Origin of the sequence: Pelagimonas sp. (assembly GCF_050633425.1) — a bacterium.
Lineage (GTDB): Bacteria > Pseudomonadota > Alphaproteobacteria > Rhodobacterales > Rhodobacteraceae > Pelagimonas.
This window is the reverse complement of record NZ_JBOEGM010000008.1, coordinates 491,270-513,165: the sequence shown is the minus strand read 5'-3', so window position 1 is coordinate 513,165 and position 21,896 is coordinate 491,270. Positions and strand designations below refer to the sequence as shown.

Sequence of the window (21,896 nt, the reverse complement as noted above, 5' to 3'; positions counted from 1 at the left end):
GCCCGGTGCCAAACACCATTGGACTTTCGTGGCGCGCACAGCCCAAACAGCCCCCGTGATTTCCGACATAGGTCGTATTGAGCCCCCTCTCGTTGCGCGTAGGGTAAGCGGTAGCGGGAGGACATTATGAACAAGTATCTGGCCGCAGCCTGCGCTGCGATCATTGGGTTTTCGACCTCTGCGAGCGCATTAGACGTTACGATTCATTATATACAGCAAGAGGTTAAGGCGCTTCCCACCCTCTCGAATCTGGATCCGGTTGCGGATGACCTTGGCAGACAAGGCGCGCAACTTGCGCTTGAGGACAACACAACAACCGGTCGGTTCTTGGGGCATTCCTATGAGATTGAGGTCACGACGGTCCCGGAGGACGGTGACTTTGCCGGTGCAGTGGCGCAGGCGTTGAGCGACACTGATCTGATCGTTCTGGACGCCCCGGCTGAGCTCATCACATTGGCCGCCGATTTACCCGCAGCCACAGATGCGCTGCTGTTCAATGTCTCAGCCCCCGAACGGCATTTGCGCGATAAGGCCTGCCGCGCCAATGTTTTGCACACCCTGCCCAGCCGCGCCATGCGGGCCGACGCACTCATGCAGTTTTTCGTCAAACGGCGTTGGACTGATATCGCGATGATCAAAGGCACCCAACCGGAGGATCAGGCGTTTGCCAGCGCGCTTGACACATCCGCGCGAAAATTTGGTTTGTCGCTTGGCGCGCAAAAAACCTGGGCCTTTGATGCGGACATGCGTCGTAACGCGGCCCAAGAAGTCCCGATTTTCACCCAAGATCTTGGCAAATACGACGTGCTTTTGGTGGCCGACGAAGCCAATGATTTTGCCCGCTATATTCCGTTTAACACATGGCACCCGCGCCCGGTTGCCGGGGCGGAAGGCCTAACTGCCAAGGCCTGGGATCGGGTTGTTGAACAATGGGGAGCGGCGCAGTTGCAATCGCGCTTCACCGAGCATTCAGGGCGCGCCATGCAAGACCGAGATTATGCCGCCTGGGCCGCGATCCGTACCATCGGTGAAGCCGTGACCCGCACCCAAGCCGGTGATGCGCCAACCCTGCGGGCCTTCATTCTATCCGACGCGTTTGAACTTGCCGGGTTCAAAGGACGACCGCTTACTTATCGCGCCTGGAACGGCCAAATGCGTCAACCCATCGCTCTTGCCCACCGCGGCGCGCTCGTTGCCTCTGCGCCTCTCGAAGGTTTTTTGCATCAACGCAACGAACTGGACACGCTCGGCCTCGACAAGCCGGAATCGGCTTGTTCGGTCTTCGACTAAGACACTGACCTCACCCGAATGCGACCGATTTCGCGCCAATATTTTGACCGACTACAAGGAAGCTCACCATGAAAAAGCTCTCCCTCATTGCGACTTTGTTGCTGACAACCGCCGCGCAGGCCGATGAGATTTGGGTCACCAATGAAAAGGATGACACGATCAGCGTGATTGATCTGACCAGTCTGGAAGTAACACGCACCATCGACACCGGAGAACGCCCGCGCGGCATCACCTTTTCCAAGGATTTTTCGGTGGTCTATATCTGCGCCTCAGACAGCGATTCTGTGCAAGTCATGAACCCCGACACCGGCGAAATTCTGCATGATTTGCCGTCGGGCGAAGACCCTGAGCAATTTGTTTTGCACCCTGATGATCGTCATCTCTATATCGCCAACGAAGACGATGCGATCACGACCGTGGTCGACACGCAATCGCGCACCGTGGTCGCACAGATTGATGTGGGGATTGAACCGGAAGGCATGACAGTGTCCCCCGATGGGACAATCGCCATCACCACGTCTGAAACCACGAATATGGCGCATTGGATCGACACCAAAACGCAGAAACTCTTTGCCAATACTTTGGTTGATTCCCGCCCCCGTCATGCGGAATTCGTCAAAGGTGGAAGCGAACTTTGGGTGAGCTCAGAGATTGGCGGCACCATCACGGTGTTTGACGTCGCAACCCAAGCCGAAAAAGGCAAAATTGAATTTGCAGTCAAGGGGGTGCATCCCGACCGTGTCCAGCCTGTCGGGTTCGAACTGAGCAATGGGGACACCCATGCCTTTGTCGCGCTCGGGCCATCTAATCATTTGGCGGTGGTCAATGCCGACACCTATGAGGTCGAAGAGTACGTTCTGGTGGGCCGCCGGGTCTGGCATATGGCGTTCAACGCCGACCGGAGCAAGCTTTTCACCACCAACGGCGTGTCCGGCGACGTCACCATGGTCGATGTTGCCAGTCGCAAGGCCGAAAAAACCATCAAAGTTGGGCGTTTTCCGTGGGGGGCCGCGTTTCGGCCCACAAACTAACGCCAACTGACCAATACCTGACTAATTCGTGCATAAAAGGACCAAAACAATGCATAGACCGCTACTGGCCGCGCTGCTCGCATGCGCCCTGCCCTTTGGGGCAATGGCCGACAATGACGATGACGAATCCAAATTCGGCTTGGCCGGGGTCTTGTCTGCCAAAAATAAAGAAGACCTTGAACCGATCCAATTGGGTGCCGGGATTCCGCTGACATCCGCCCCCTGGCACTTGAAATCAGGCACCTATTATGAGTTCGAAATCCAAGGAGATGGCAGCCAGGAATTGGCACTGGTGGGACCCGAGTTTTTCCGGGCCATTTGGATAGACGAAATTGTCGTTGAAGGATTGGAGATCCGTCCCCTTGGCCTCGATTCCGTTGAGTTTGACGAAGCTGGCGAAATGGAGATCGGGTTTTTGGCCATCAAACCGGGGTCCTATTACCTGAAAATTCCAGGCTCGACCGGAGAGACCCAGCGTTTGGAAATCACCATTGAATAACCGACAATTCAAGGGTCTGATGGGCGGTCAAAATGGTCGCCCAAATCAGGTTTCCAATGACTCTTAACGTTTCTCATCTTTCGTTTTCATATGGCCCAAAGCAAGCCTTGACCGATGTCAGTTTCGAGGTCGAGAAGGGCTGTTTTGCCGCTCTGCTTGGCCCGAATGGCGCGGGAAAATCAACGTTATTTGCCCTAATGACGCGGTTGTTGACGGCAAAAGGTGGTGAAATCAACGTCGCGGGTAACGATCTGGCAACCGCCCCACAGGCCGCTTTGGCAGAAATGGGGATCGTGTTCCAGAAACCCACCTTGGACCTTGATTTAACGGTCCGGCAGAACCTGACCTATTTCGCCGCCTTACATGGCTTGTCGGGAAAAACCGGCAGAAACAGCATAGATAAAGCGCTTGAGCGTCTTGGGATTTCAGATCGCGCCGCCGAGAAAGTCCGGTCTTTGAATGGCGGTCACCGGCGAAGGACCGAATTGGCCCGCGCTCTTGTGCATGACCCGTCTGTTTTGCTTTTAGATGAACCAACGGTTGGATTGGATGCGCGCAGCCGTAAGGCCATCACCACCCATGTTCATGACCTTGCAAAAGAGGGTTTGACGGTGCTTTGGGCCACGCATCTCACAGATGAAATCGAGGAGACCGATCAGCTCATTTTGTTACATCAGGGCAATGTGTTACAAGATGGAACGGCGAAAAACCTATGTGCTGATCACGACCTTCAAACCTGGTTTTTGGCCCAGACAAAGGTACAACCATGAGCACCCGCCAGCATTACCAAGCCGCGTTTTCGGCCATCGCTGCCCGCGAGATATTGCGGTTTGTTCATCAAAGAGAGCGCTTTATCGCCGCTCTGGTGCGCCCTTTGGTCTGGCTTTTGGTTTTCGCAGCAGGCTTTCGCGCCGCCTTGGGGCTCTCGATCTCAGCCCCATATCAAACCTACATTACCTACGAGACTTATATCCTGCCCGGTCTTTGTGGAATGATCCTTCTTTTCAATGGGATGCAAAGCTCTTTGTCCCTTGTCTATGATCGTGAAATGGGGTCAATGCGATTGCTGTTGACCGCGCCTCTGCCACGATGGTTCCTTTTGATTTCAAAGCTTTGCGGCGCGACCTTCATCGGAATTCTTCAGTGTTACGCTTTCTTAGGAATCGCCGCAGCTTTTGGCATCACATTGCCAGTTTGGGGCTACCTCGCAGCCCTGCCCGCTTTGATGCTTGCCGGCGTTATGCTCGGGGCGTTGGGATTGGCTTTGTCTAGCTTTATCAGCCAGTTGGAAAACTTTTCGGGTGTGATGAATTTTGTTATCTTTCCGATGTTTTTCCTGAGTTCAGCCCTTTATCCCCTTTGGAAAATGGCAGAATCTTCTGAGGTGCTTTACGCGATTTGTGCGGCAAATCCGTTTACCCATTCTGTCGAGCTTATTCGTTTTGCCCTCTATCAACAGACCAACCTGCCAGCCTTAGGATGGACTATTTTGGCACTTGGATTCTTTTTGGGATTGGCGCTATGGGGCTATGATCCATCTCGATCTAAATCAACATAAACAGGTATTTATGGAGAGTTATTGACCCAATTGTGCCGGAGATCCAGTCAAGGTCAAAACCCGATCGCTGAGCCGAGCCGCTTCGCGTTTGGAATGGGTCACAATCATTGTTGTTATCGTCCGGCCGGTTCGCAGATCTTCGAACAGGGTCATCATGTCATCCGCCAATGAATCGTCCAGAGAGACAAACGGCTCGTCCATCAAGAGCAACTCAGGATCGGCAGCAAATGCACGGGCCAATGACAAACGCCGTTGTTGGCCGAGGCTAAGTTGACCGGGAAAGGTATCACCGCGCCCAGCGAGTCCAACCTCGTCCAACGCCTTCTCAGCTTTGGTTGTCGAAATACCCAGTGGGATACACAGATTATCCAACAGGTTTCGCCACAAAAGCAAGGTAGGTTCTTGAAAAACAAAGGCAATATTCTTGGGGCAATCGACGTCACCCCGATTGCGTTTCTCAAGCCCGGCCATAACCCGCAAGAGGCTGGTTTTGCCAACACCCGACGGGCCCGTCAGCGCCACTGTCTCTCCTTGGCGCAGCTCAAACGCAACCTTGCCGAGCACGTCGCGCCCGGCGAGCGTCAAGCCTTGCAAGGCCACACGGGCGACCACAGGCCGCCCGTTTTTGTCGGTGTTATGCACAAGCTGCAGCGCCATCACGAGCCGGGTTGAACAAAAACACCCTCGGGCAATTCCTGAGCTTTTCCAACCAACTCTTCGCCGCCAAGACGCGCCATCAGCTCCAACATTTTGGCTGCAGCCGCTTCATCCACAGGCCCCACCGCAGGGATACCAGCCCGAAAACCAGCCTTGAGGGCGTCAAATTGCGCATCGGTTTTGGCCTTCATCCGTGGGCGCAGCCGATCCCATTCAGCTTCATCTTTTTTCAGCAATTCCTTGGCGTTACGCGACGCATTTGCCATGGCTTCTACCAGTTCCGGATTGGTCTTGAGCATCTCACCTTTGAGGACATAACCCAAAAGCGGCGTTTGCGGATCAAGGCCAAGCGCGCTGGCGGCGTCATCAACAGTTACCAAGGGTTTCATGCCGCCAGCTTCCATTTTGGCAAGGAAATGCCAAAAGTTGATGGCCCCGCCCAGGTCGCCCTGAAGCGCGGTTTTGAAAATCAATGGCGGAGCCCCAAACACCTGCTCTGTCTCAGCGGCGAGATCGACACCATGTTCTTGCTCGGCATAGGCTTGCAAAATCAACCAAGACTTGTCCAAAGGTCCCCCGGCAATCCCAATTTTCTGCCCCTTAAGATCGGCCAATGTTTCCGCAGTGCTATCGGCGGGCACCATCAGGGCACCAACCGCGAGGCTATATGGAATGAATACGAAGTCCTTCCCGGCCGCGCGCTGACGCGCCACCCAAAGCCAGTCAGAGACGATCACATCTGCTTCGCCACCTTGAAAGGCAACTTTGGCTGCAGAACCACCTGCAACCCCCTGAACCTCTAAGGAAAAACCGTTTTGCGCATCAAACTCATTATGTTTGATCACGTCCAGTTCCCAGTTGACGGTCCCGTATTCCAATACTGCAGCACGCAAGACTGGCGCATCCGCCCATGCGGCCCCCGCGAGCGTGATCAATGCAGCCGCGCTTGTGCGCAAAACCTTCGTAAATGACATGCCAACCTCCCTAGGCTTGTTCCCATAATCGTAACAGCCACCCGAGCGATAGGTATACGACCATTGGACAGGCCCACCACGCCGCCCCGGTTGATTTGCATCAAGTGAGCACACCCGGCCCAGATTTATGATTGCACCAAGCTTATCAAAAGGAGAATGCGAATGAACCGCTACATGACACTGGCCGTCGCTTGTTTACCACTTGTCGGCTTTTCCGCCGCCCCGGCAACCGCGTCCGAAATTTTCGAAAAGGTCAAAATAGAGGCCGGACAGACCTTGTATGATCGGTCCTGTCGCCGGTGCCATGCGCCAGATTCCGATGATGCCTCATATGGTCCACCGCTGGAAAACATCTTGTATCGCGCTGCCGGATCCTATGACGGTTATGACTATTCAATCGCTATGGAAGCCTCGGGCATTGTTTGGACACCGGGCGCGGTTCGTGCCTGGATGGAAGACAATGACGGCTTTATGCCCGGTACCAAAATGCGCCATGTCGGCATCGAAGACCGCACAGTACAGGACTTTATTCTCGCCTATCTTGGCTCCATCAGCACTCAGGATAACACGCAAATTTCCGAGTGATTTCAGGACCATTTTGAACAAGGCCGTGCGGGAAACCCCTGCGCGGCCTTTGCTGTGTCAAACGTGGATTAACCGCTGGGGCCAATCACCAGTTTTGGCAACCAGTGGCTGTCTGGATCACCCGGTTCAAGATGTTTGGACAAAAGAGGACGCAAGTTGCCCGCCTCCGGTGGCACCGAGAGAACGTTCATATCAAGTTCATGAATGTCACCGACCAAGGCGCTGCCTTGGTCCTGCAGCTCATAATAAATGCCGTTCCACATATCGATCCCGTAGCTTCCAGCCTTTTTCCAAAGAAACAGAAAGTCGTATTCAAGGTCGGTCAGATCATCGGAAATTTCGCGTTTTATTTCATATGGGTATGGGACATGACACCAAATCATTTCTGGCCCCTCGACACATTTGAAGGGCCGCATAGACAAGAATTGGTCCCCAAAGGCCGCATCCTCCATCGCCAGCTCATACGCCCCGTCGCGCAAATCAATCGTCGCGATATGAAGACGCGTGCCACTCTGATCAACAAGCCATACACCATGTTGTCCATCCTCGAGCGCAGCGGCCGGGCCGGCGGCGATCCAGAAACAGACAACTCCTGTTAGAATCGGGTTTTGCATGCGGGTCCTTTCGGCGCGGTGGTTTCGGTCAAGGCGAATCCCCCTAGGCTGGGACGAATCACCCGGGTCCTGTCAAGTCTGCAAGGGTCGTACGACCTATGGCGCGTACCGGGTGATCACGTTCTCTTTATACTGTTGGCGCAGGGAGAGGACCGCTTTGAACTTTAGCAATGCGGTCTCATCACGACAGATGTTCACGGGAGGACTGATATGAACAAATTCGTCGCCGCTGTCGCAGTAAGCCTAATGGGTGCCACCAGCGCCATGGCCAATGTGACCGAAGAAATGCTTGCCAATGACCAAACGATCACGGATCAGGTTGTTACAAACGGCATGGGCCGCCACCTTCAGCGCTATAGCCCGCTTGACACATTGAACAAGGAAAACGTCAAAAGTCTTGTGCCTGCCTGGGCGTTTAGCCTTGGAGGAGAAAAGCAACGTGGACAGGAAACCCAGCCGCTGATCTATGATGGCGTGATGTATATCACCGGTTCGTATTCGCGGATGTACGCGATTGACGTCAAAACCGGCAAGGAGCTCTGGCAGTATGATGCACGCCTGCCCGAAGGTATTTTGCCATGCTGTGACGTGATCAACCGCGGTGCAGCCATCTATGGTGACAAGATCATCTTTGGCACTCTGGATGCGCGGATTGTTGCATTGGATTCCAAAACCGGTGACGTGGTGTGGCGTGACAAGATCGCCAACTATAAGGCGGGCTATTCCTATACTGCAGCGCCTTTGATCGTGAATGGCTTGGTGATCACCGGGAACTCGGGTGGTGAATTTGGCATCGTTGGTACGGTTCAGGCCCGTGACGTTAACACTGGCGATATGGTTTGGGAACGCCCCGTCATCGAAGGTCACATGGGAACGTTGAATGGCGAACCGTCGACCATGACGGGAGAGCTAAATGCGACATGGCCAGGTGATATGTGGAAAACCGGTGGCGGTGCTACGTGGCTGGGCGGGTCCTATGACGCGCGCACCGATACGCTGATCTTTGGTGCCGGGAACCCTGCCCCATGGAACAGCTGGCTGCGGGACGCCGGGCAGGACAATTCTGGCAAGGGTGACAACCTGTATGCCGCCAGCCGCATCGGGATCGACCCGGCCACCGGTGAGATCAAATGGCACTATCAGACCACGCCGCGCGAAGGCTGGGACTATGATGGTGTGAACGAAGTTGTGGCCTTTGATGACAAAGATGGCAACCAGCGCTTGGCGACCGCCGACCGCAACGGTTTCTTCTATGTTCTGGATGCGGCGGATGGCGGATTTGTCTCTGCAAGCCCATTCGTCAAAGACATCAGCTGGGCGTCGGGCATTGATGACACGGGCCGTCCGATCTTTAACGAAGACAACCGCCCCGGCGATCCATCCGAAGCGGCCGATGGCAAGAAAGGTGACGTGATCTTTGCCTCGCCGTCCTTCCTTGGTGGCAAAAACTGGATGCCGATGGCGTTTAGCCAGAACACCGGCAATTTCTATGTCCCTTCGAACGAATGGGGTATGGACATCTGGAATGAGCCGATTTCCTACAAAAAGGGCGCGGCCTATCTCGGGGCTGGCTTTACCATCAAACCCAACTACGAAGACCACATCGGTTCGCTCAAGGCGATTGATCCGGCCACCGGCGACTGGGTTTGGGAATACAAAAACGACGCGCCACTTTGGTCCGGTGTGATGACCACCGCGGGCGGTCTTGTCTTCTTTGGCACACCTGAGGGTGAATTCATCGCACTTGATGACGCCACCGGTGAAAAACTGTGGTCCTTCCAAACCGGGTCCGGCATCGTTGGTCAGCCTGTGACCTGGGAACAAGACGGCGAACAATATGTCTCGATCATGTCCGGTTGGGGTGGCGCTGTTCCACTTTGGGGTGGTGAAGTTGCCAAAAAAGTCAACTACCTGAACCAGGGTGGCCTGCTCTGGACATTCCGTCTGCCAAAGGAAATGGCCGCGAACTAAAGCGCACCAGCATTTAGAAATGAAAACGCCCGGGGCCTTGCTCCGGGCGTTTTTCCTTTGGTGATGTCGCACAATGTGACGAATCTGTCAGATCGAACAATCCGTTTTGGAAATCGTGTAATTCTTGTCGCGGCGATCCTCTTTTGAGGAAACAGAAAAGATCAGGCTCCCGCCTTTGTCAACAACGGCGCCAAACACTTCTGGCTGGCAATACTGTTCCAACAGCCAAGGAAAGTGGCCATATTGGAAATCATCCATTGGGCCGTCGACGACAAAGCGAAAATACAATTTCTGACCGCTGTTCGACAAGGATTGGAGCGTTAAACCATAGTCGATTTGCTCAGGAAGTCCGGGACTCGATAAAAGGACTTCTTGCGCAAAAATTTCTTCGATCGTTTGGGCACGTTCAGCCAGTTTCACAATGGCGGCCTCTGGAGCGTGCTCAGGGTGCTCAAATTTCTCCAAATATGTTTCCATCGAACGGCCTGTAATAGCCAATGCTATGGCCGTTAGCAAAACCGCAGGATCATTCACATATTTACTAAAACCGGACTTTATAGGTTCATCATCTTCGGACCAATGCCTCCCCCGCGCAAACAGCAGCCAGAAAACGCCAAACGGAACAAAGGCAGCCCAAGCTTTCTTGGGACTGCCGGTAATATTCAGGCTCCTTGCGGCACTGATGTGGTACACCAAGTAGCCAAACAAAACAGCCGTTCCCCAAATCACAAGCGAAAGTGCGGAAAACAAACCATATTCGGCTGCGAGGCCAATGTACAACCAGCCAAGCTGCGCCGCCGAGAATAAAAAATTACAGCCAGCAAGATAGAGCCAAAAGTTAACTCGGCGCATAGGTGCTTTGGGTTTTGCGAACAAAAAGCCTAGAAAACCGCCGAAATAAACCAAGGCCACCACGAGTAAAATCAATTGAACTTCGCTCAGCAAGAGCAACCTAAAAAAGAATACGTCAATCATAAAAAACTAGTTTGTGCAGGGGTTTCCCCTGCACGTCTCCTTACCGGCCCTTAAAAAGTCCACCTAAAATACCACGGACAATGCGCCGCCCGGTTGTTCCGGTCAACTCTTTGACCACCATTTTGGTCATCGCATCGCCAAAGCTTTGGGTTTTGCGAGTGCGCCGCGATGATGACCGGGCGACGCGGGTTCCCGAATAGCGCCGCCCTGCCCGGTATTCGCGCTGTGCGGTCTCAAGCTCTTCTTCTTCGGCCTCGGCCTTTTCGGCGGCGCGGGCTGCGGCTTCGGCTTGGGCGCGCAAAATTTCGTATGCGGATTTCCGATCCAGCGTTTTATCGTATTTGCCGACCATGTCCGATCCGGCGATCACGGCGCGGCGTTCCGCTTGGGTAATGGGCCCCAATTGCGATGACGGTGGCCGAATCAATGTGCGTTGGACGATTCCCGGCACACCTTTTTTCTGCAACATTGAGGTAACCGCTTCGCCGACGCCCACTTCGCGGATCGCAGATTCTGTGTCAAAGTCTGGATTGGGCCGATAGGTGTCGGCCGCCATCCGCAGGGCTTTCTTGTCCCGCGCCGTAAAGGCCCGCAGCGCGTGTTGGATGCGGTTGCCAAGCTGGCCGAGAATGTCTTCGGGCACATCATCAGGATTTTGCGTGATGAAATAGACGCCAACCCCCTTGGAGCGAATAAGACGCGCCACCTGTTCAACCTTGTCGATCAAAGCCTTGGGCGCCCCGTCAAACAGCAAATGTGCCTCGTCAAAGAAGAAGACCAGCTTGGGTTTGTCCGGGTCGCCGACCTCCGGCAGCTCTTCAAACAGCTCGGACAACAGCCACAAAAGGAAGGTTGAATAGAGCCGGGGCGACGACATCAGCTCATCCGCCGCCAGGATGTTGACTTGCCCGCGCCCTTCTCCGTTCACCCGCATCAGGTCAGACAACGCCAGCGCCGGTTCGCCAAAGAAATTGGCCCCGCCCTGATTCTCAATCACCAACAAACGGCGCTGGATCGCCCCAATGGAAGCGGTCGAGATATTGCCATAGCGCAGCGAAAGATCTTTGCGATTCTCCCCCATCCACACCAACATCGCGCGGATGTCGGCAAGATCCAGCAACGGCAGGCCTTCTTCGTCGGAGAGGCGAAAAGCGATGTTCAAAATCCCCTCTTGCGCGTCCGACAGATCAAGAAGGCGCGACAACAACAAAGGGCCCATTTCGGCAACGGTCGTGCGGACAGGATGGCCCTGTTTTCCAAACAGATCCCAAAACGTGACCGGAAAGGATTGGTAAGTGAAATCGTCATACCCAATGGTTTTGGCGCGCTCCATAAACGGGCCATGTAATTTATGTGCCTCTGATCCAGCCACAGCCAAACCCGATAGGTCACCTTTGACGTCAGACATAAACACAGGCACGCCCGCATTGGAAAACCCTTCGGCAAGGATTTGCAGCGTCACTGTTTTCCCGGTCCCTGTGGCACCAGCAATCAGACCGTGCCGATTGGCGTATTTGTGGTTTAACCACTGCTTTTCACCGTAATTCGGGCCACCACCACCTAGGAAAGTTCCATTTGTCATCAAAGTTCTCCGCAACCGTTCGGAGCCAAACATACATCCTTAACTTATAGCTGCCAGAGTGATCTGCAGTTCCGGGGCGACATGTCCTCTCCTGCCCTGGACAGACTTCCTCCCTGTCAGACTGGCCGCGCCCTTGGGCGCGGCTTTTTTTGTTCCAGCTATCCTTCGAAATTCACATAGAAAATTCTGCGAAATACCTGTTGACCACCGGCCAAGACTTTCGTAGCGTCCCCTCAATGACAAAGTCGGCCAGTCCGACAGGGAGTGAAATGGAAAGGGGCCGCACTGGCCCCTTTCCTTTGCGCGTTGCAAATTTTCCGTTTCCCAAGCTTTTCAAAAAACGGGCGGCAAATCGCGCATCTTCCTGCAAGGTCGGGTTTTTCTCCCCTGACTCTGGGCGCGTGGCGTGTTAATCGGTCGTTCAGCAATGATCGGATTTCAGGGGATTTCCATGAACAAATCGCTTCTTACCATATCTTTGATTGCAGCCCTGTCGGCTGCGCCCGTTTTCGCACAAAGCGAAGAGCCATCCGCAGAGGATGTTGCCGAAGGCGCGGTTATCAAAGCCGATGTACCAGAGTTGGATATGGGTGAAGATCCAAACGCGCCCAAGCCAACCGGCCCCAAGACCTATGTCAAAGACGGGTTTGGTGATTGGGTCCTGCAATGTCTGGAAGTCCCTGAGGGTGATGACGTCTGTCAGATGTATCAGCTGTTGAAGGACGCCAACGGCACCAGCGTCGCCGAAGTGAACATCTTTAAAATCCAAGACGGTGGCCAAGCGGTTGCCGGCGGGACATTTATTGTTCCATTGGAAACCCTCCTGCCTCAGAAACTGACTGTGACAGTCGATGGTGGCTCAGCACGTCGCTATGATTATTCCTTCTGTAGCCAGATTGGCTGTTACGCCCGTGTCGGTCTGACGGCTCAAGACATTCAGCGCTTTAAAGCCGGTGCCAAGGCCACAATCACGCTTGTGCCTGCTGTTGCGGCCAACAAGAAAGTGTCGGTTGAGATGTCTCTGAAAGGCTTCACAGCGGCTTATAAAGCGGCCTCAACTATCGCTCAGTAACCGTCGCCGACTTCATGACAAAAGGGCGCGTCTGTTTGATCAGACGCGCCCTTTTACATGTATAGTGCCCTGAATGAGCGAAAGGGTTAGTGCGCTTGGGCCGCGCCTCCAAAGAGCTTGCCCCAAATCGGTGCGACTATTTTGGTGCCGACAGGGATCAAAACCAGACCGATCAAAAATCCGAGAACGAAATCAATGGCGGCCGTGATGCCCCATTCCAACCCTGGATTTTGCTGCCCATAGGCGACCGCGATGTGGTGGATTTGCTCTTCGGGAAAATGCCAACCCATTTCATGCAGGGAATGCACAATGATCGACCCACCGACCCAAAGCATGGCGGCGGTGCCGATCACCGTCAGCGCTTTAAGCAGCCAGGGCATAAACCGCACAATCATTCGGCCAAGGGCGCGGATGGCCCCAATACCACTGTTCTGGTTCATCCACATGCCGATATCGTCCATTTTGACAATGACCGCGACGGCCCCATAAACAACAGCGGTGATCATCACAGCAACAACCGCCAAGGTCGCCGCCTGCATGAAGAAATTCGGGGCCTCGATTGCCGATAGCGAGATCACCATGATTTCAGCCGACAAAATGAAATCGGTCTTGATCGCGCCCTTGATCTTTTCTTCTTCGAGGTGTTCAGGATCTTTGACGTCATGGCTTCCATCCGGCCCGCCGGAATGCGCATCATGGGGCATTAAGACGTGCACGATCTTTTCGGCCCCCTCGAAACACAGATAACAGCCGCCCATGATTAACAATGGCCAGACCAGCCATGGCGCAAAGGCCGCCATCAGCAAGACGGCAGGCATCAACAGGACAAGCTTGTTGATGAAGGAGCCGCGCGCAATCCGCCAGATGATCGGCAATTCGCGGGCTGGGGCAAAACCCTGAACATATTTAGGTGTCACAGCAGCGTCGTCGATCACAACACCTGCGGTCTTTGATCCAGCCTTCATCGCCGCCGCACCAATATCATCCACCGAAGCCGCCGCAATTTTTGCAATCGCTGAAACATCGTCCAGCAGAGCCAGCAATCCGCTCATAGTCGCATGTCCTTTGTCCTGTCGGGCCAAAGGACCCTCAGATTTCCTGTTGAGCCGACCCTATCCCGTCGCGTGCCGGGTGTTAACAGGGAAACGATTCTGTCTTTTCCCAAAGGATTGATTTTCCGTTAACGCAAACCCTGTGACTTCGTTAGCGCAACCAAGGACACGATCGGCAGGTTTACCGCTAACATACTGTCAGAAAACACTTTTTGCTTGGCCACCACTGTAGCCCACCGTATACGCATCGCCAAGGATCACACCTCAAGATCACCAGCCAGGAGACCGCATTCATGACTGTTACTGTAGGCATCAACGGATTTGGCCGCATCGGCCGCTGCACCTTGTCCCACATTGCGGAATCCGCGCGCAATGATGTTCAGGTGGTAAAAATCAACGCCACAGGCCCGATTGAAACCGCCGCGCACCTGCTGCGCTATGACAGCGTCCATGGTCGTTTTCCTGGCAATATTCAGGTGTCGGGCAATTCGATTGATCTGGGCCGCGGCCCGATTGATGTGATGTCGACCTATAAAATGGATGAGCTGGACTGGACCGGCTGTGACGTGGTTCTGGAATGCACCGGCAAGTTCAACGACGGCACCAAGGCAAACCGGCATTTGGACCAAGGCGCCAAGTCTGTTTTGATCTCGGCACCGGCCAAAAACGTACAGCGTACCGTCGTTTATGGCGTGAACCACCGCGACATGGTCAAGGGTGATGTCATGGTGTCAAACGGCTCTTGCACCACCAACTGTCTTGCTCCGCTGGCCAAAGTTCTGGACGAAGCGATTGGCATCGAGAGCGGCATCATGACGACGATCCACTCTTATACTGGCGACCAACCAACATTGGACCGCCGCCATGATGATCTGTACCGCGCGCGCGCTGCGGCGATGGCGATGATCCCGACCTCCACAGGTGCCGCCAAGGCGCTAGGAGAAGTGTTGCCCAACCTAAAAGGCAAGCTTGACGGCTCTGCTGTGCGCGTTCCGACGCCAAATGTATCGGCCGTTGATTTGACGTTCTATGCCAAGAAAGACGTCACCGTGGCCGATGTGAACGAAGTGATGGCCGAGGCCGCGAACGGCCATATGGGCATGGTTCTGGACTACGATCCTGAGCAAAAAGTTTCGATTGATTTCAACCACACAACCGCAAGCTCGATCTTTGCACCCGATCAGACCAAGGTCACCGGCGGCCGTCTGGTTCGTGTTCTGGCGTGGTATGACAACGAGTGGGGCTTTTCGGCGCGTATGGCCGATGTGGCCGCAGCTATGGGCCGTTTGTTGCACTAATCGACAGTCACCATTCGGCAGTGATGCAGATTTAAGAAAGGCCCGGTTTAATCGCCGGGCCTTTTTGATTTCAATTGTCGCGTTGACGGGCGCAATTACAGATAATCGGCCCGTTGCAATGCGTATTTGGCCATCTTTTCGTTCAAAGTCCGGCGCGGCAGGCACAGCTCTTCCATCACCGAGGCGATAGATCCTTTGTGCCGGCGCATGGTGTTGTCAATCAGCATGCGTTCGAAGGCCTCAACATATTCCTTGAGCGGCTTGCCTTCGGTGGTCATGACCGGTTGCATTTGATCGTGATCGCTCATGAGAAGGGACGCGATTGTGCCTTGCCCGCGTCGCGCTTGTAACACCGCGCGTTCGGCCAGATTGATCAATTGACGGACATTGCCGGGCCATGGAGCCTGGAGCAATTGCGCCGCCTCTTGGGCCGACACTTTTGGAGCGTCACAGCCATATTCCTCTGAGAATTGTTCCGAGAGACGGGTGAACAGGGTCAGGATATCTTCACCGCGCGAGCGCAGCGGCGGAACAACAATTTTGAGCGCCGCCAAGCGATAATAAAGATCAGAGCGCAACACGCTTTCGCAGGTCCGGCCTTCGTCTTGAAGGTTGCAGATAGCAACGATACGGGTTTCGGGCGGGTTGCCCTGATCGTTGATAACGCTCAGCAACCGGGCCTGAGCCGCATCTGATAACGCCTCGATGTCTTCGAGCACCAGAGTGCCGCCGCGCGCTTCTTCTATGGCTGGCAGGCGGGTGTCTTCGGGCTGCATCGGGCCAAACAAACGCTGCATCAGCGCATCTTCATCATGGGCACCACAGGAAATCAGCACGAATTTCTTACCGGCGCGCGCGCCCACCGAATGCAAAGCATGGGCGACCAATGTTTTGCCAGTACCGGTTTCCCCTTCGATCAAAACATGGCCGTCAGCCTGACCGAGATCAAGAATGTCTTCGCGCAAACGCTCCATCACCGGGCTCGCACCGATCAGTTTGCTCATGATCTGGCCACCATCCGACAATTCGCGGCGCAACGCCCGCGTGTCCAAGGTGAGACGACGGGCATTTGTGGCCTTTTTGGCCAGCTCGGACATGCGATCAGGATTGAACGGCTTTTCAAGGAAATCAAACGCACCGATGCGCATCGCTTCGACCGCAATCGGCACATCGCCATGGCCCGTGATCATAATAACCGGCAAGGAACTGTCGGCCCCCATGAGCTTCTTCAACAGCTGAATGCCATCCATCCCCGGCATCTTGATGTCAGAGATCACAATGCCCGGATATTCCGGCCCAAGCGTGCCAAGCGCTTCTTCGGCCGACGCAAAGGTTTCGGTGTCGTAACCAGACAGCGCCAACCACTGGCTGATTGATTGCCGCATGTCCTGTTCGTCATCCACGATGGCGATTTTCATTGCGTTTGCCATGATACCCTTACTCCGCTGCCTGCGAATTTTCATTTAGAACCGGAAGCTGCATTTCGAACACCGCGCCTCCGTTTTCACCGTTGCGAGCGGTCAAACGACCCCCCAATTCCGAGACGATCCCCGAGGAAATCGCCAACCCAAGACCAACCCCATCACCGGGCTGTTTGGTCGTATAGAATGGCTCAAACAGAGCATCCAAATCTTCGATCCCGTGGCCGTTGTCGCGCACGCTCAGCGTCGCCGTTTCCCCGGCCGCCAAAATGATGTCCACCTTGGGGTCATCTACTGATTTGGTGGCATCAAGGGCATTGCGCAAGAGGTTGACCAAAACCTGCTCAATGCGCATCCGATCCCCCATCACCAAAACCGGATTATCCGGCAGGATGCGCGAAATACGCACACGGCGCACCTTGAGCTGCGGTTCCATCATCGACATGGCACTGCCCAAGGCCGCGCCCATATCGACCGGGCTAAAGGTTTCCTGGCCTTTGCGCGCATAGGATTTCAGCTGTTTGGTGATCGCCCCCATGCGTTCGATCAGATCGTCAATGCGATGAAAGGCGCTAAGGGCTTCGTCCGGGCGATTTCGGCGCAGCAAAAGCCGTGCGCCAGCCAGATAGGTTTTCATCGCAGCCAGCGGTTGGTTCAGCTCATGACTTACGGCCGCGGACATTTCCCCCAAGGCCGCAAGTTTTGAGCTTTGCGCCAAGGATTGCTCGGCCACAGCGAGGTTCTTTTGCACTTTTTCCCGTTCAGAAATCTCACGCTGGAGGCGGGCGTTTAGGGCGCGCAGCTCTGCGGATTCGCGTTGAAACAGCGCCATACGTACGGCTGTTTTACGCGACAATGCATAAAATACCAGAGCGGCCAAAATGGCGAACCCCATGATTTCAATCGCTAAAAATGCGTTTACCCGTTCACGCACCGAGGCATAGGTTGTGAATGTCGTCAAAGTCCAACCGCGAAACGGAATGCGGCCGTCAATGCGCATCACAGCTTCGCCCCTGAGATAGGCGTCGGCCTCTTTGGCGGTCCAATCCGTTGTCACCTGAATGGCGCGTTCAATGGCGCTATCCGCCGGTTGACGTTCAAGAGCGACCTCAGGTGTGAGGCCGCGCCAACGCGGTTCTGTGGCCAGAATAATCGTGCTTTCGGAATTGGTCACAAAAACAGCATCGGAAATGCCGGCCCAGGCGCGTTCAAACTTGGCCAGATCGACTTCGATCATGATCACGCCGACGGTTTCATTGCCGCTTTCGACCTGGCGGGAATAGGTGAAACTGTAGCCGCCGGCTTCACGCTCATTGGTGGTAAAGACGGTTGCATTTGAGCGGATCGCATCAACGAAATAGCCATCTTGGCGATGATTTTCGCCCAGACGGCTGCGGTCAGTTGCAGCGACGGTCCGCCCGTCACGATCCATCAGCATCAGAGACTCGGCCCCGATTTCATCAACAAAGGAGATCAAACGCTGCGAGCTTTGGGTGTATTCACCAGAGTTCAGAGCGCCAATCAACGCCGGGTCACGGGCCAACAGCTGGGGCACAATGGCGTTGCGGCGCAGCTCTGAAATCAGGTTGCCAGAATAAAGCGCCAGCCGCAGTTCGGCACGGTTTTGGGTGGTTTCTGTAAAGCGCTGAGTCAGCAGGCGGTTGGTAAACCACACGGTCACAACAGCGACCACTACAAGCAAGAGCAACGCCCAACGGACGCGCCCCGACAAAGGGCCAGAGCGCCGAGGGCGCGCAGAGGTTGTGGTGGATGTCACTGACATATCAGGCAGGATACGCGCGCCCTGCCCCAGTCTCAAGCCATGGTGTTTAGGCGTTGGCGAGCAATTCGGTCAAATTGGCGAAAAGGCGCGCACCATCTTGGTTGCCATGAGCGGCTTCTGACGCACGTTCGGGATGAGGCATCATGCCAAGCACCCGACGATTGGCGGAAACGATCCCGGCAATGTCGCGCGCCGATCCGTTCGGATTGTCGGTGTAGCGGAACGCAACCCGGCCATCGGCTTCCAGCATGTCCAGCGTCGCATCGTCTGCGTGATAGTTGCCGTCGTGATGCGCAATCGGAAGCGCGATCTCTTCGCCCTGCTCATAGCCTTGGGTAAAGACGCTCTGACCGTCAACCTTGAGACCAATGGTACGGCAGATGTATTTCAGCTCAGCGTTGCGCAACAATGCGCCCGGCAGCAATCCGGTTTCGGTCAACACCTGAAAACCGTTACAGACACCCAAGACATACCCGCCCTTATCGGCAAAGGCTTTTACATCGCGAACAATCGGCGCATTGGCCGCAATCGCGCCACAACGCAGGTAATCGCCAAACGAGAAACCGCCCGGAACACCGACCATATCAATGCCCGATGGCAAGGTGGTCTCTTTGTGCCAGACCATCTCAACTTCAAAACCGGCCTGTTCATAGGCAACGGCCATGTCGCGGTCGCAGTTGGATCCGGGAAAGACAATGACGGCGGCTTTCATGGGCTGGCTCCTGTCGAAATGTGATCGAAATCTGGGTCGAAATCTGGGTGTGGCCCGTGCCTACCCATGAGTTGGGATCGGATCAAGGGCGGGTTCGTTTGGCGGTCATTTGGGCGCAGTATTTGCGCGCCCAAGACACTCACATCGTCGTGTCGAAGGCTGACCTACAGCGCTTCGATCCGGTAGCTTTCGATCACGGTATTGGCGAGCAGCTTTTCACACATCTCTCCAATTGTGGCCTCAGAGGTGCCGTCGGCCAGATCCATCTCGATCACTTTACCCTGACGGACCGAAGATACACCTTCAAACCCCAGAGCCCCAAGCGCGTGGCGCACGGCCTCACCTTGTGGATCAAGAACACCTTGCTTGAGCATCACATGCACCCGAACCTTCATGATCGTCCTCCTGATTGACGTCTAATACAGTCGTCGCTGTTTGGCTGCGGAGGAACCCGATTGCGCCGGGAATTGCAAGCCCTCTGGCCGCTGTTCTTGGGAATTAAGCACAAAAACACGCGCAAAACACAAAACGCCCCGGTTGTGAGCCGGGGCGTTGGTGGGCACAGAGGGGTGCGCCTTTGGATTGGATCGCGCTATTGGCTTATTCTTTGTTGCCCATGCGCAGAACCTCTCCGGCATCATCTTCGATCAGAAAGGCCCCGGCGGTATTGCCGCTCAGGTCATTGTTTTCGTAGGTGCCCGAAGCCCCGGCCCGAATCCGTATCGCTTCATAGACATTGTCGAAAATTCTGTTTTCCCGGATGATCGGGCGGCTGTCGTCGCGCACCGAAATTCCGTAAAACGCATTATTGTGGATCTTGTTTTCCTCAAGCACACCTTTGCCGCCCTCGTGGATATAGACCGCACTTTGTTGACCGTCGCGCAAAACGTTGTTCCAAACCACCGGATTGGCCCCTGATTTGATCTCAAGCCCGGCAAAGGTATTGGCATAGATCGTATTGCTTTCGATCCGCGCCGTGGATTTGTCGGAAATCATCACACCGCCTTGCAACCCGTTACGCACGATATTGTTGGTAATCAGCGGATCAGCAGCGCCTTTGACTTCGATCCCGGCATAGGCATTGTTGTAGATCGTGTTGTTTTCATAGCGGCCGGTCCCGCCTTCGTTGACAAAAATGCCGCTCCCTTTGCCATCAAACAGCGTGTTGCCACGTACGATTGGTGCTGCTCCTCCTTTGACTTCGATCCCAGCAAGACCATTGCCGGAAATCGAATTGTCTTCGATTGTGGCCTTGCCCTTTTCAAAGATAAATATGCCGCCCTGAACACCATCATGGATCGTGTTGCGCCGAATGGTGCCGCCTTCATTGCCGCGAATTGCAATGATACCAAGACCTTGCGAGGTGATGTCATTGTCTTCAAGGATCATCGAGCCACCCGCGAGGTGAATGCCGAAATACTTGCCCCCGGCTTGGATCATGGTCAAACCAGACACCCGACCTGCGCTGGCCGTCCATTCGATAATGTTATCGTCTGCAACTTCCAGAATGATGTCTGATTTGTCCCCAACGCCAATCACCTCTACCGGCCGGGTCACATCAAGGCCTTTGCTATAGCGGCCCGGATAAACATTGATCCGCGCACCCTCACCGGCGGCCTGTATTGCATCGGCGATTTCAAAATAATCACCGCCGCCATTGGCTTTGACCGTCAACACAGCGCCGTCGCTTTTTTCGACAGGCGCAACAGTGGGCACCGTGCATTCGCGCTCAATCACCCGGCGCGCCATCGACGCAAATGTGTGGCTTCCACATTCGGCGACATAGGCTTCATAGCCAGCACATCCGACTGCCTTGGCCTCATTCCAAAGCGCTGAACACGCGCTGCCTTGTGCCACGGGGGCCGCGACAGGTGCCGTTTTAGGCGGTGTCGGAGCCACAGGAGCCGGTGCGGCCGCAACCGCTTGCGCCCCGACGGCTGCTTTGAGAACCTGACTTTGCGGCAAGATGCGGGTCATCGGGATCGCCATGTTGAACCCGGTGCGGTTGTCGCCGGCATGGTGCAGACCAATCACGCGTTTGTCGCTCAAACGGATCACCGGAGAGCCTGAATTGCCGCCCAGTGTATCGCAGCTATGGACGAGCTTGCCCTCTTCGGAAATCGCGGGGGTCGCTGCGGCACAGCCTTCGCGCGAAATATGCTGGGATTGCCCCTGCGGGTGGCCGATAATCCACAGGAATTCGGCATCTTCAGGATCGGCCATCGCCAGTTCCAGCTTGCCATATTTGGTCGACGGATTTCCGAACACCCGCAGCACGGTGTAATCCAGCTCGCGGTTTGTTTCGACGATCTGAGGCGAAACGGTAAAGCGGTCAGTGCCCTCGGCCCGGCCCGGCTTGATAAACCCGGCAACAAACTGCGCCGCCTGCACACCGCTGACCTGCCCGCTCGGATCGCCATCCATTCCTGGAATACAGTGATGGTTGGTCAGGATATGTTTGTCATCCACGATAAACGCCGTGCAAAATCCGGTCTTGCCGTTTTGAAACAGCATATCCAACCGCCCAATCGGACGCCCCAGGCGAACCGCCGGACTGTTTTCACCATATTCGATGATCGGCTCGTTTTGGTAATCCCCAAAGGCCTGTTCCAGGACAAAACCACTGCCCCCGCCGCCACCACCACCGGCAACCTGACGGGGTTGAATGACGATTTTCCCGAAATCGTTGGGATCAAATTCAGCCGGGGCCTGAGCCACAGCCTGTGAAGCAAAAACAGTCGAACTTGTTATCAATGCGATAGCAGAAATCAAACGACGCATGGCAATGTCCCCGGATAGCAAAAAGTTGCCACAAGCCTAGA

Annotated in this window: 20 protein-coding genes; 9 read left to right on the top strand and 11 right to left on the bottom strand. The window is 55.0% G+C overall.

Going from position 1 to position 21,896, the window contains the following annotated elements; all coding sequences use genetic code 11:
* Window positions 1-126: 126 nt before the first annotated feature.
* The 5 genes from ACRBB0_RS08055 (at window position 127) to ACRBB0_RS08035 (ending at window position 4,378) form a co-directional block, all read left to right on the top strand.
* The gene (locus tag ACRBB0_RS08055; RefSeq protein WP_431373890.1) at window positions 127-1,290 is read left to right on the top strand and encodes an ABC transporter substrate-binding protein; all 1,164 of its coding nucleotides are present in this window, start codon (window positions 127-129) and stop codon (window positions 1,288-1,290) included.
* Window positions 1,291-1,358: 68 nt separating this feature from the next.
* On the top strand, window positions 1,359-2,321 hold the full coding sequence (locus ACRBB0_RS08050) for a YVTN family beta-propeller repeat protein (RefSeq protein ID WP_431373889.1): 963 nt from the start codon (window positions 1,359-1,361) through the stop codon (window positions 2,319-2,321).
* 49 nt (window positions 2,322-2,370) lie between these two features.
* Window positions 2,371-2,820 carry a hypothetical protein gene (locus ACRBB0_RS08045; RefSeq protein ID WP_431373888.1) on the top strand — a complete coding sequence of 150 codons (450 nt, stop codon included), beginning with the start codon at window positions 2,371-2,373 and terminating at the stop codon, window positions 2,818-2,820.
* Window positions 2,821-2,876: 56 nt separating this feature from the next.
* Window positions 2,877-3,590, top strand: coding sequence for an ABC transporter ATP-binding protein (locus tag ACRBB0_RS08040; protein ID WP_431373887.1), 714 nt, complete (start codon window positions 2,877-2,879; stop codon window positions 3,588-3,590).
* Window positions 3,587-4,378 carry an ABC transporter permease gene (locus ACRBB0_RS08035; protein ID WP_431373886.1) on the top strand — a complete coding sequence of 264 codons (792 nt, stop codon included), beginning with the start codon at window positions 3,587-3,589 and terminating at the stop codon, window positions 4,376-4,378. The genes ACRBB0_RS08040 and ACRBB0_RS08035 overlap by 4 nt, the downstream gene beginning before the upstream one ends.
* A gap of 18 nt (window positions 4,379-4,396) precedes the next feature.
* Here ACRBB0_RS08035 and ACRBB0_RS08030 read toward each other — a convergent pair whose 3' ends face one another.
* Both ACRBB0_RS08030 and ACRBB0_RS08025 read right to left on the bottom strand, forming a co-directional pair.
* Window positions 4,397-5,035 (bottom strand): ABC transporter ATP-binding protein, encoded by a 639-nt coding sequence (locus ACRBB0_RS08030; protein ID WP_431373885.1) that lies wholly within the window; start codon window positions 5,033-5,035, stop codon window positions 4,397-4,399.
* Window positions 5,035-6,009 (bottom strand): ABC transporter substrate-binding protein, encoded by a 975-nt coding sequence (locus ACRBB0_RS08025; protein WP_431373884.1) that lies wholly within the window; start codon window positions 6,007-6,009, stop codon window positions 5,035-5,037. Before ACRBB0_RS08025 ends, ACRBB0_RS08030 begins: the two co-directional genes overlap by 1 nt.
* A 162-nt stretch (window positions 6,010-6,171) precedes the next feature.
* On the opposite strand from ACRBB0_RS08025, the gene ACRBB0_RS08020 reads away from it, so the two are divergent.
* Window positions 6,172-6,594 (top strand): c-type cytochrome, encoded by a 423-nt coding sequence (locus tag ACRBB0_RS08020; protein ID WP_431373883.1) that lies wholly within the window; start codon window positions 6,172-6,174, stop codon window positions 6,592-6,594.
* Window positions 6,595-6,662: 68 nt separating this feature from the next.
* Here ACRBB0_RS08020 and ACRBB0_RS08015 read toward each other — a convergent pair whose 3' ends face one another.
* Window positions 6,663-7,208 carry a hypothetical protein gene (locus tag ACRBB0_RS08015; RefSeq protein WP_431373882.1) on the bottom strand — a complete coding sequence of 182 codons (546 nt, stop codon included), beginning with the start codon at window positions 7,206-7,208 and terminating at the stop codon, window positions 6,663-6,665.
* A gap of 210 nt (window positions 7,209-7,418) precedes the next feature.
* Here ACRBB0_RS08015 and ACRBB0_RS08010 point away from each other — a divergent pair, with 210 nt between their 5' ends.
* A complete protein-coding gene (locus ACRBB0_RS08010; RefSeq protein ID WP_431373881.1) occupies window positions 7,419-9,179 on the top strand; it encodes a PQQ-dependent methanol/ethanol family dehydrogenase in 1,761 nt (586 codons plus the stop codon).
* 87 nt (window positions 9,180-9,266) lie between these two features.
* Here ACRBB0_RS08010 and ACRBB0_RS08005 read toward each other — a convergent pair whose 3' ends face one another.
* Window positions 9,267-10,154 (bottom strand): hypothetical protein, encoded by an 888-nt coding sequence (locus ACRBB0_RS08005; protein ID WP_431373880.1) that lies wholly within the window; start codon window positions 10,152-10,154, stop codon window positions 9,267-9,269.
* A 40-nt stretch (window positions 10,155-10,194) separates the two neighbouring features.
* Window positions 10,195-11,736, bottom strand: coding sequence for a helicase HerA-like domain-containing protein (locus ACRBB0_RS08000; protein ID WP_431373879.1), 1,542 nt, complete (start codon window positions 11,734-11,736; stop codon window positions 10,195-10,197).
* A gap of 451 nt (window positions 11,737-12,187) precedes the next feature.
* On the opposite strand from ACRBB0_RS08000, the gene ACRBB0_RS07995 reads away from it, so the two are divergent.
* The gene (locus ACRBB0_RS07995) at window positions 12,188-12,808 is read left to right on the top strand and encodes an invasion associated locus B family protein (protein ID WP_431373878.1); all 621 of its coding nucleotides are present in this window, start codon (window positions 12,188-12,190) and stop codon (window positions 12,806-12,808) included.
* An 86-nt stretch (window positions 12,809-12,894) separates the two neighbouring features.
* On the opposite strand, the gene ACRBB0_RS07990 is transcribed toward ACRBB0_RS07995, so the two are convergent.
* Window positions 12,895-13,860 carry a DUF808 domain-containing protein gene (locus ACRBB0_RS07990; RefSeq protein ID WP_431373877.1) on the bottom strand — a complete coding sequence of 322 codons (966 nt, stop codon included), beginning with the start codon at window positions 13,858-13,860 and terminating at the stop codon, window positions 12,895-12,897.
* 293 nt (window positions 13,861-14,153) lie between these two features.
* Between ACRBB0_RS07990 and gap the strand changes: the two genes are divergently transcribed.
* On the top strand, window positions 14,154-15,158 hold the full coding sequence (gene gap, locus ACRBB0_RS07985; protein ID WP_431373876.1) for a type I glyceraldehyde-3-phosphate dehydrogenase: 1,005 nt from the start codon (window positions 14,154-14,156) through the stop codon (window positions 15,156-15,158).
* A 95-nt stretch (window positions 15,159-15,253) separates the two neighbouring features.
* Here the strand turns inward: gap and ACRBB0_RS07980 are convergent, their stop codons facing one another.
* The 5 genes from ACRBB0_RS07980 to ACRBB0_RS07960 all read right to left on the bottom strand — a co-directional run bounded on the left by ACRBB0_RS07980 (window position 15,254) and on the right by ACRBB0_RS07960 (window position 21,855).
* Window positions 15,254-16,588 carry a sigma-54-dependent transcriptional regulator gene (locus tag ACRBB0_RS07980; protein WP_431373875.1) on the bottom strand — a complete coding sequence of 445 codons (1,335 nt, stop codon included), beginning with the start codon at window positions 16,586-16,588 and terminating at the stop codon, window positions 15,254-15,256.
* 7 nt (window positions 16,589-16,595) lie between these two features.
* Window positions 16,596-18,362: a sensor histidine kinase gene (locus ACRBB0_RS07975; protein ID WP_431373934.1), complete on the bottom strand. Its 1,767-nt coding sequence runs from the start codon at window positions 18,360-18,362 to the stop codon at window positions 16,596-16,598.
* A 46-nt stretch (window positions 18,363-18,408) separates the two neighbouring features.
* Window positions 18,409-19,074: a phosphoribosylformylglycinamidine synthase subunit PurQ gene (gene purQ, locus ACRBB0_RS07970; protein WP_431373874.1), complete on the bottom strand. Its 666-nt coding sequence runs from the start codon at window positions 19,072-19,074 to the stop codon at window positions 18,409-18,411.
* A gap of 164 nt (window positions 19,075-19,238) precedes the next feature.
* Entirely contained in the window at window positions 19,239-19,469 is a 231-nt protein-coding gene (gene purS / locus ACRBB0_RS07965; RefSeq protein WP_431373873.1) for a phosphoribosylformylglycinamidine synthase subunit PurS, read from the bottom strand.
* Between the two features lie 205 nt (window positions 19,470-19,674).
* On the bottom strand, window positions 19,675-21,855 hold the full coding sequence (locus ACRBB0_RS07960) for a right-handed parallel beta-helix repeat-containing protein (protein ID WP_431373872.1): 2,181 nt from the start codon (window positions 21,853-21,855) through the stop codon (window positions 19,675-19,677).
* Between the last annotated feature and the right edge of the window lie 41 nt (window positions 21,856-21,896).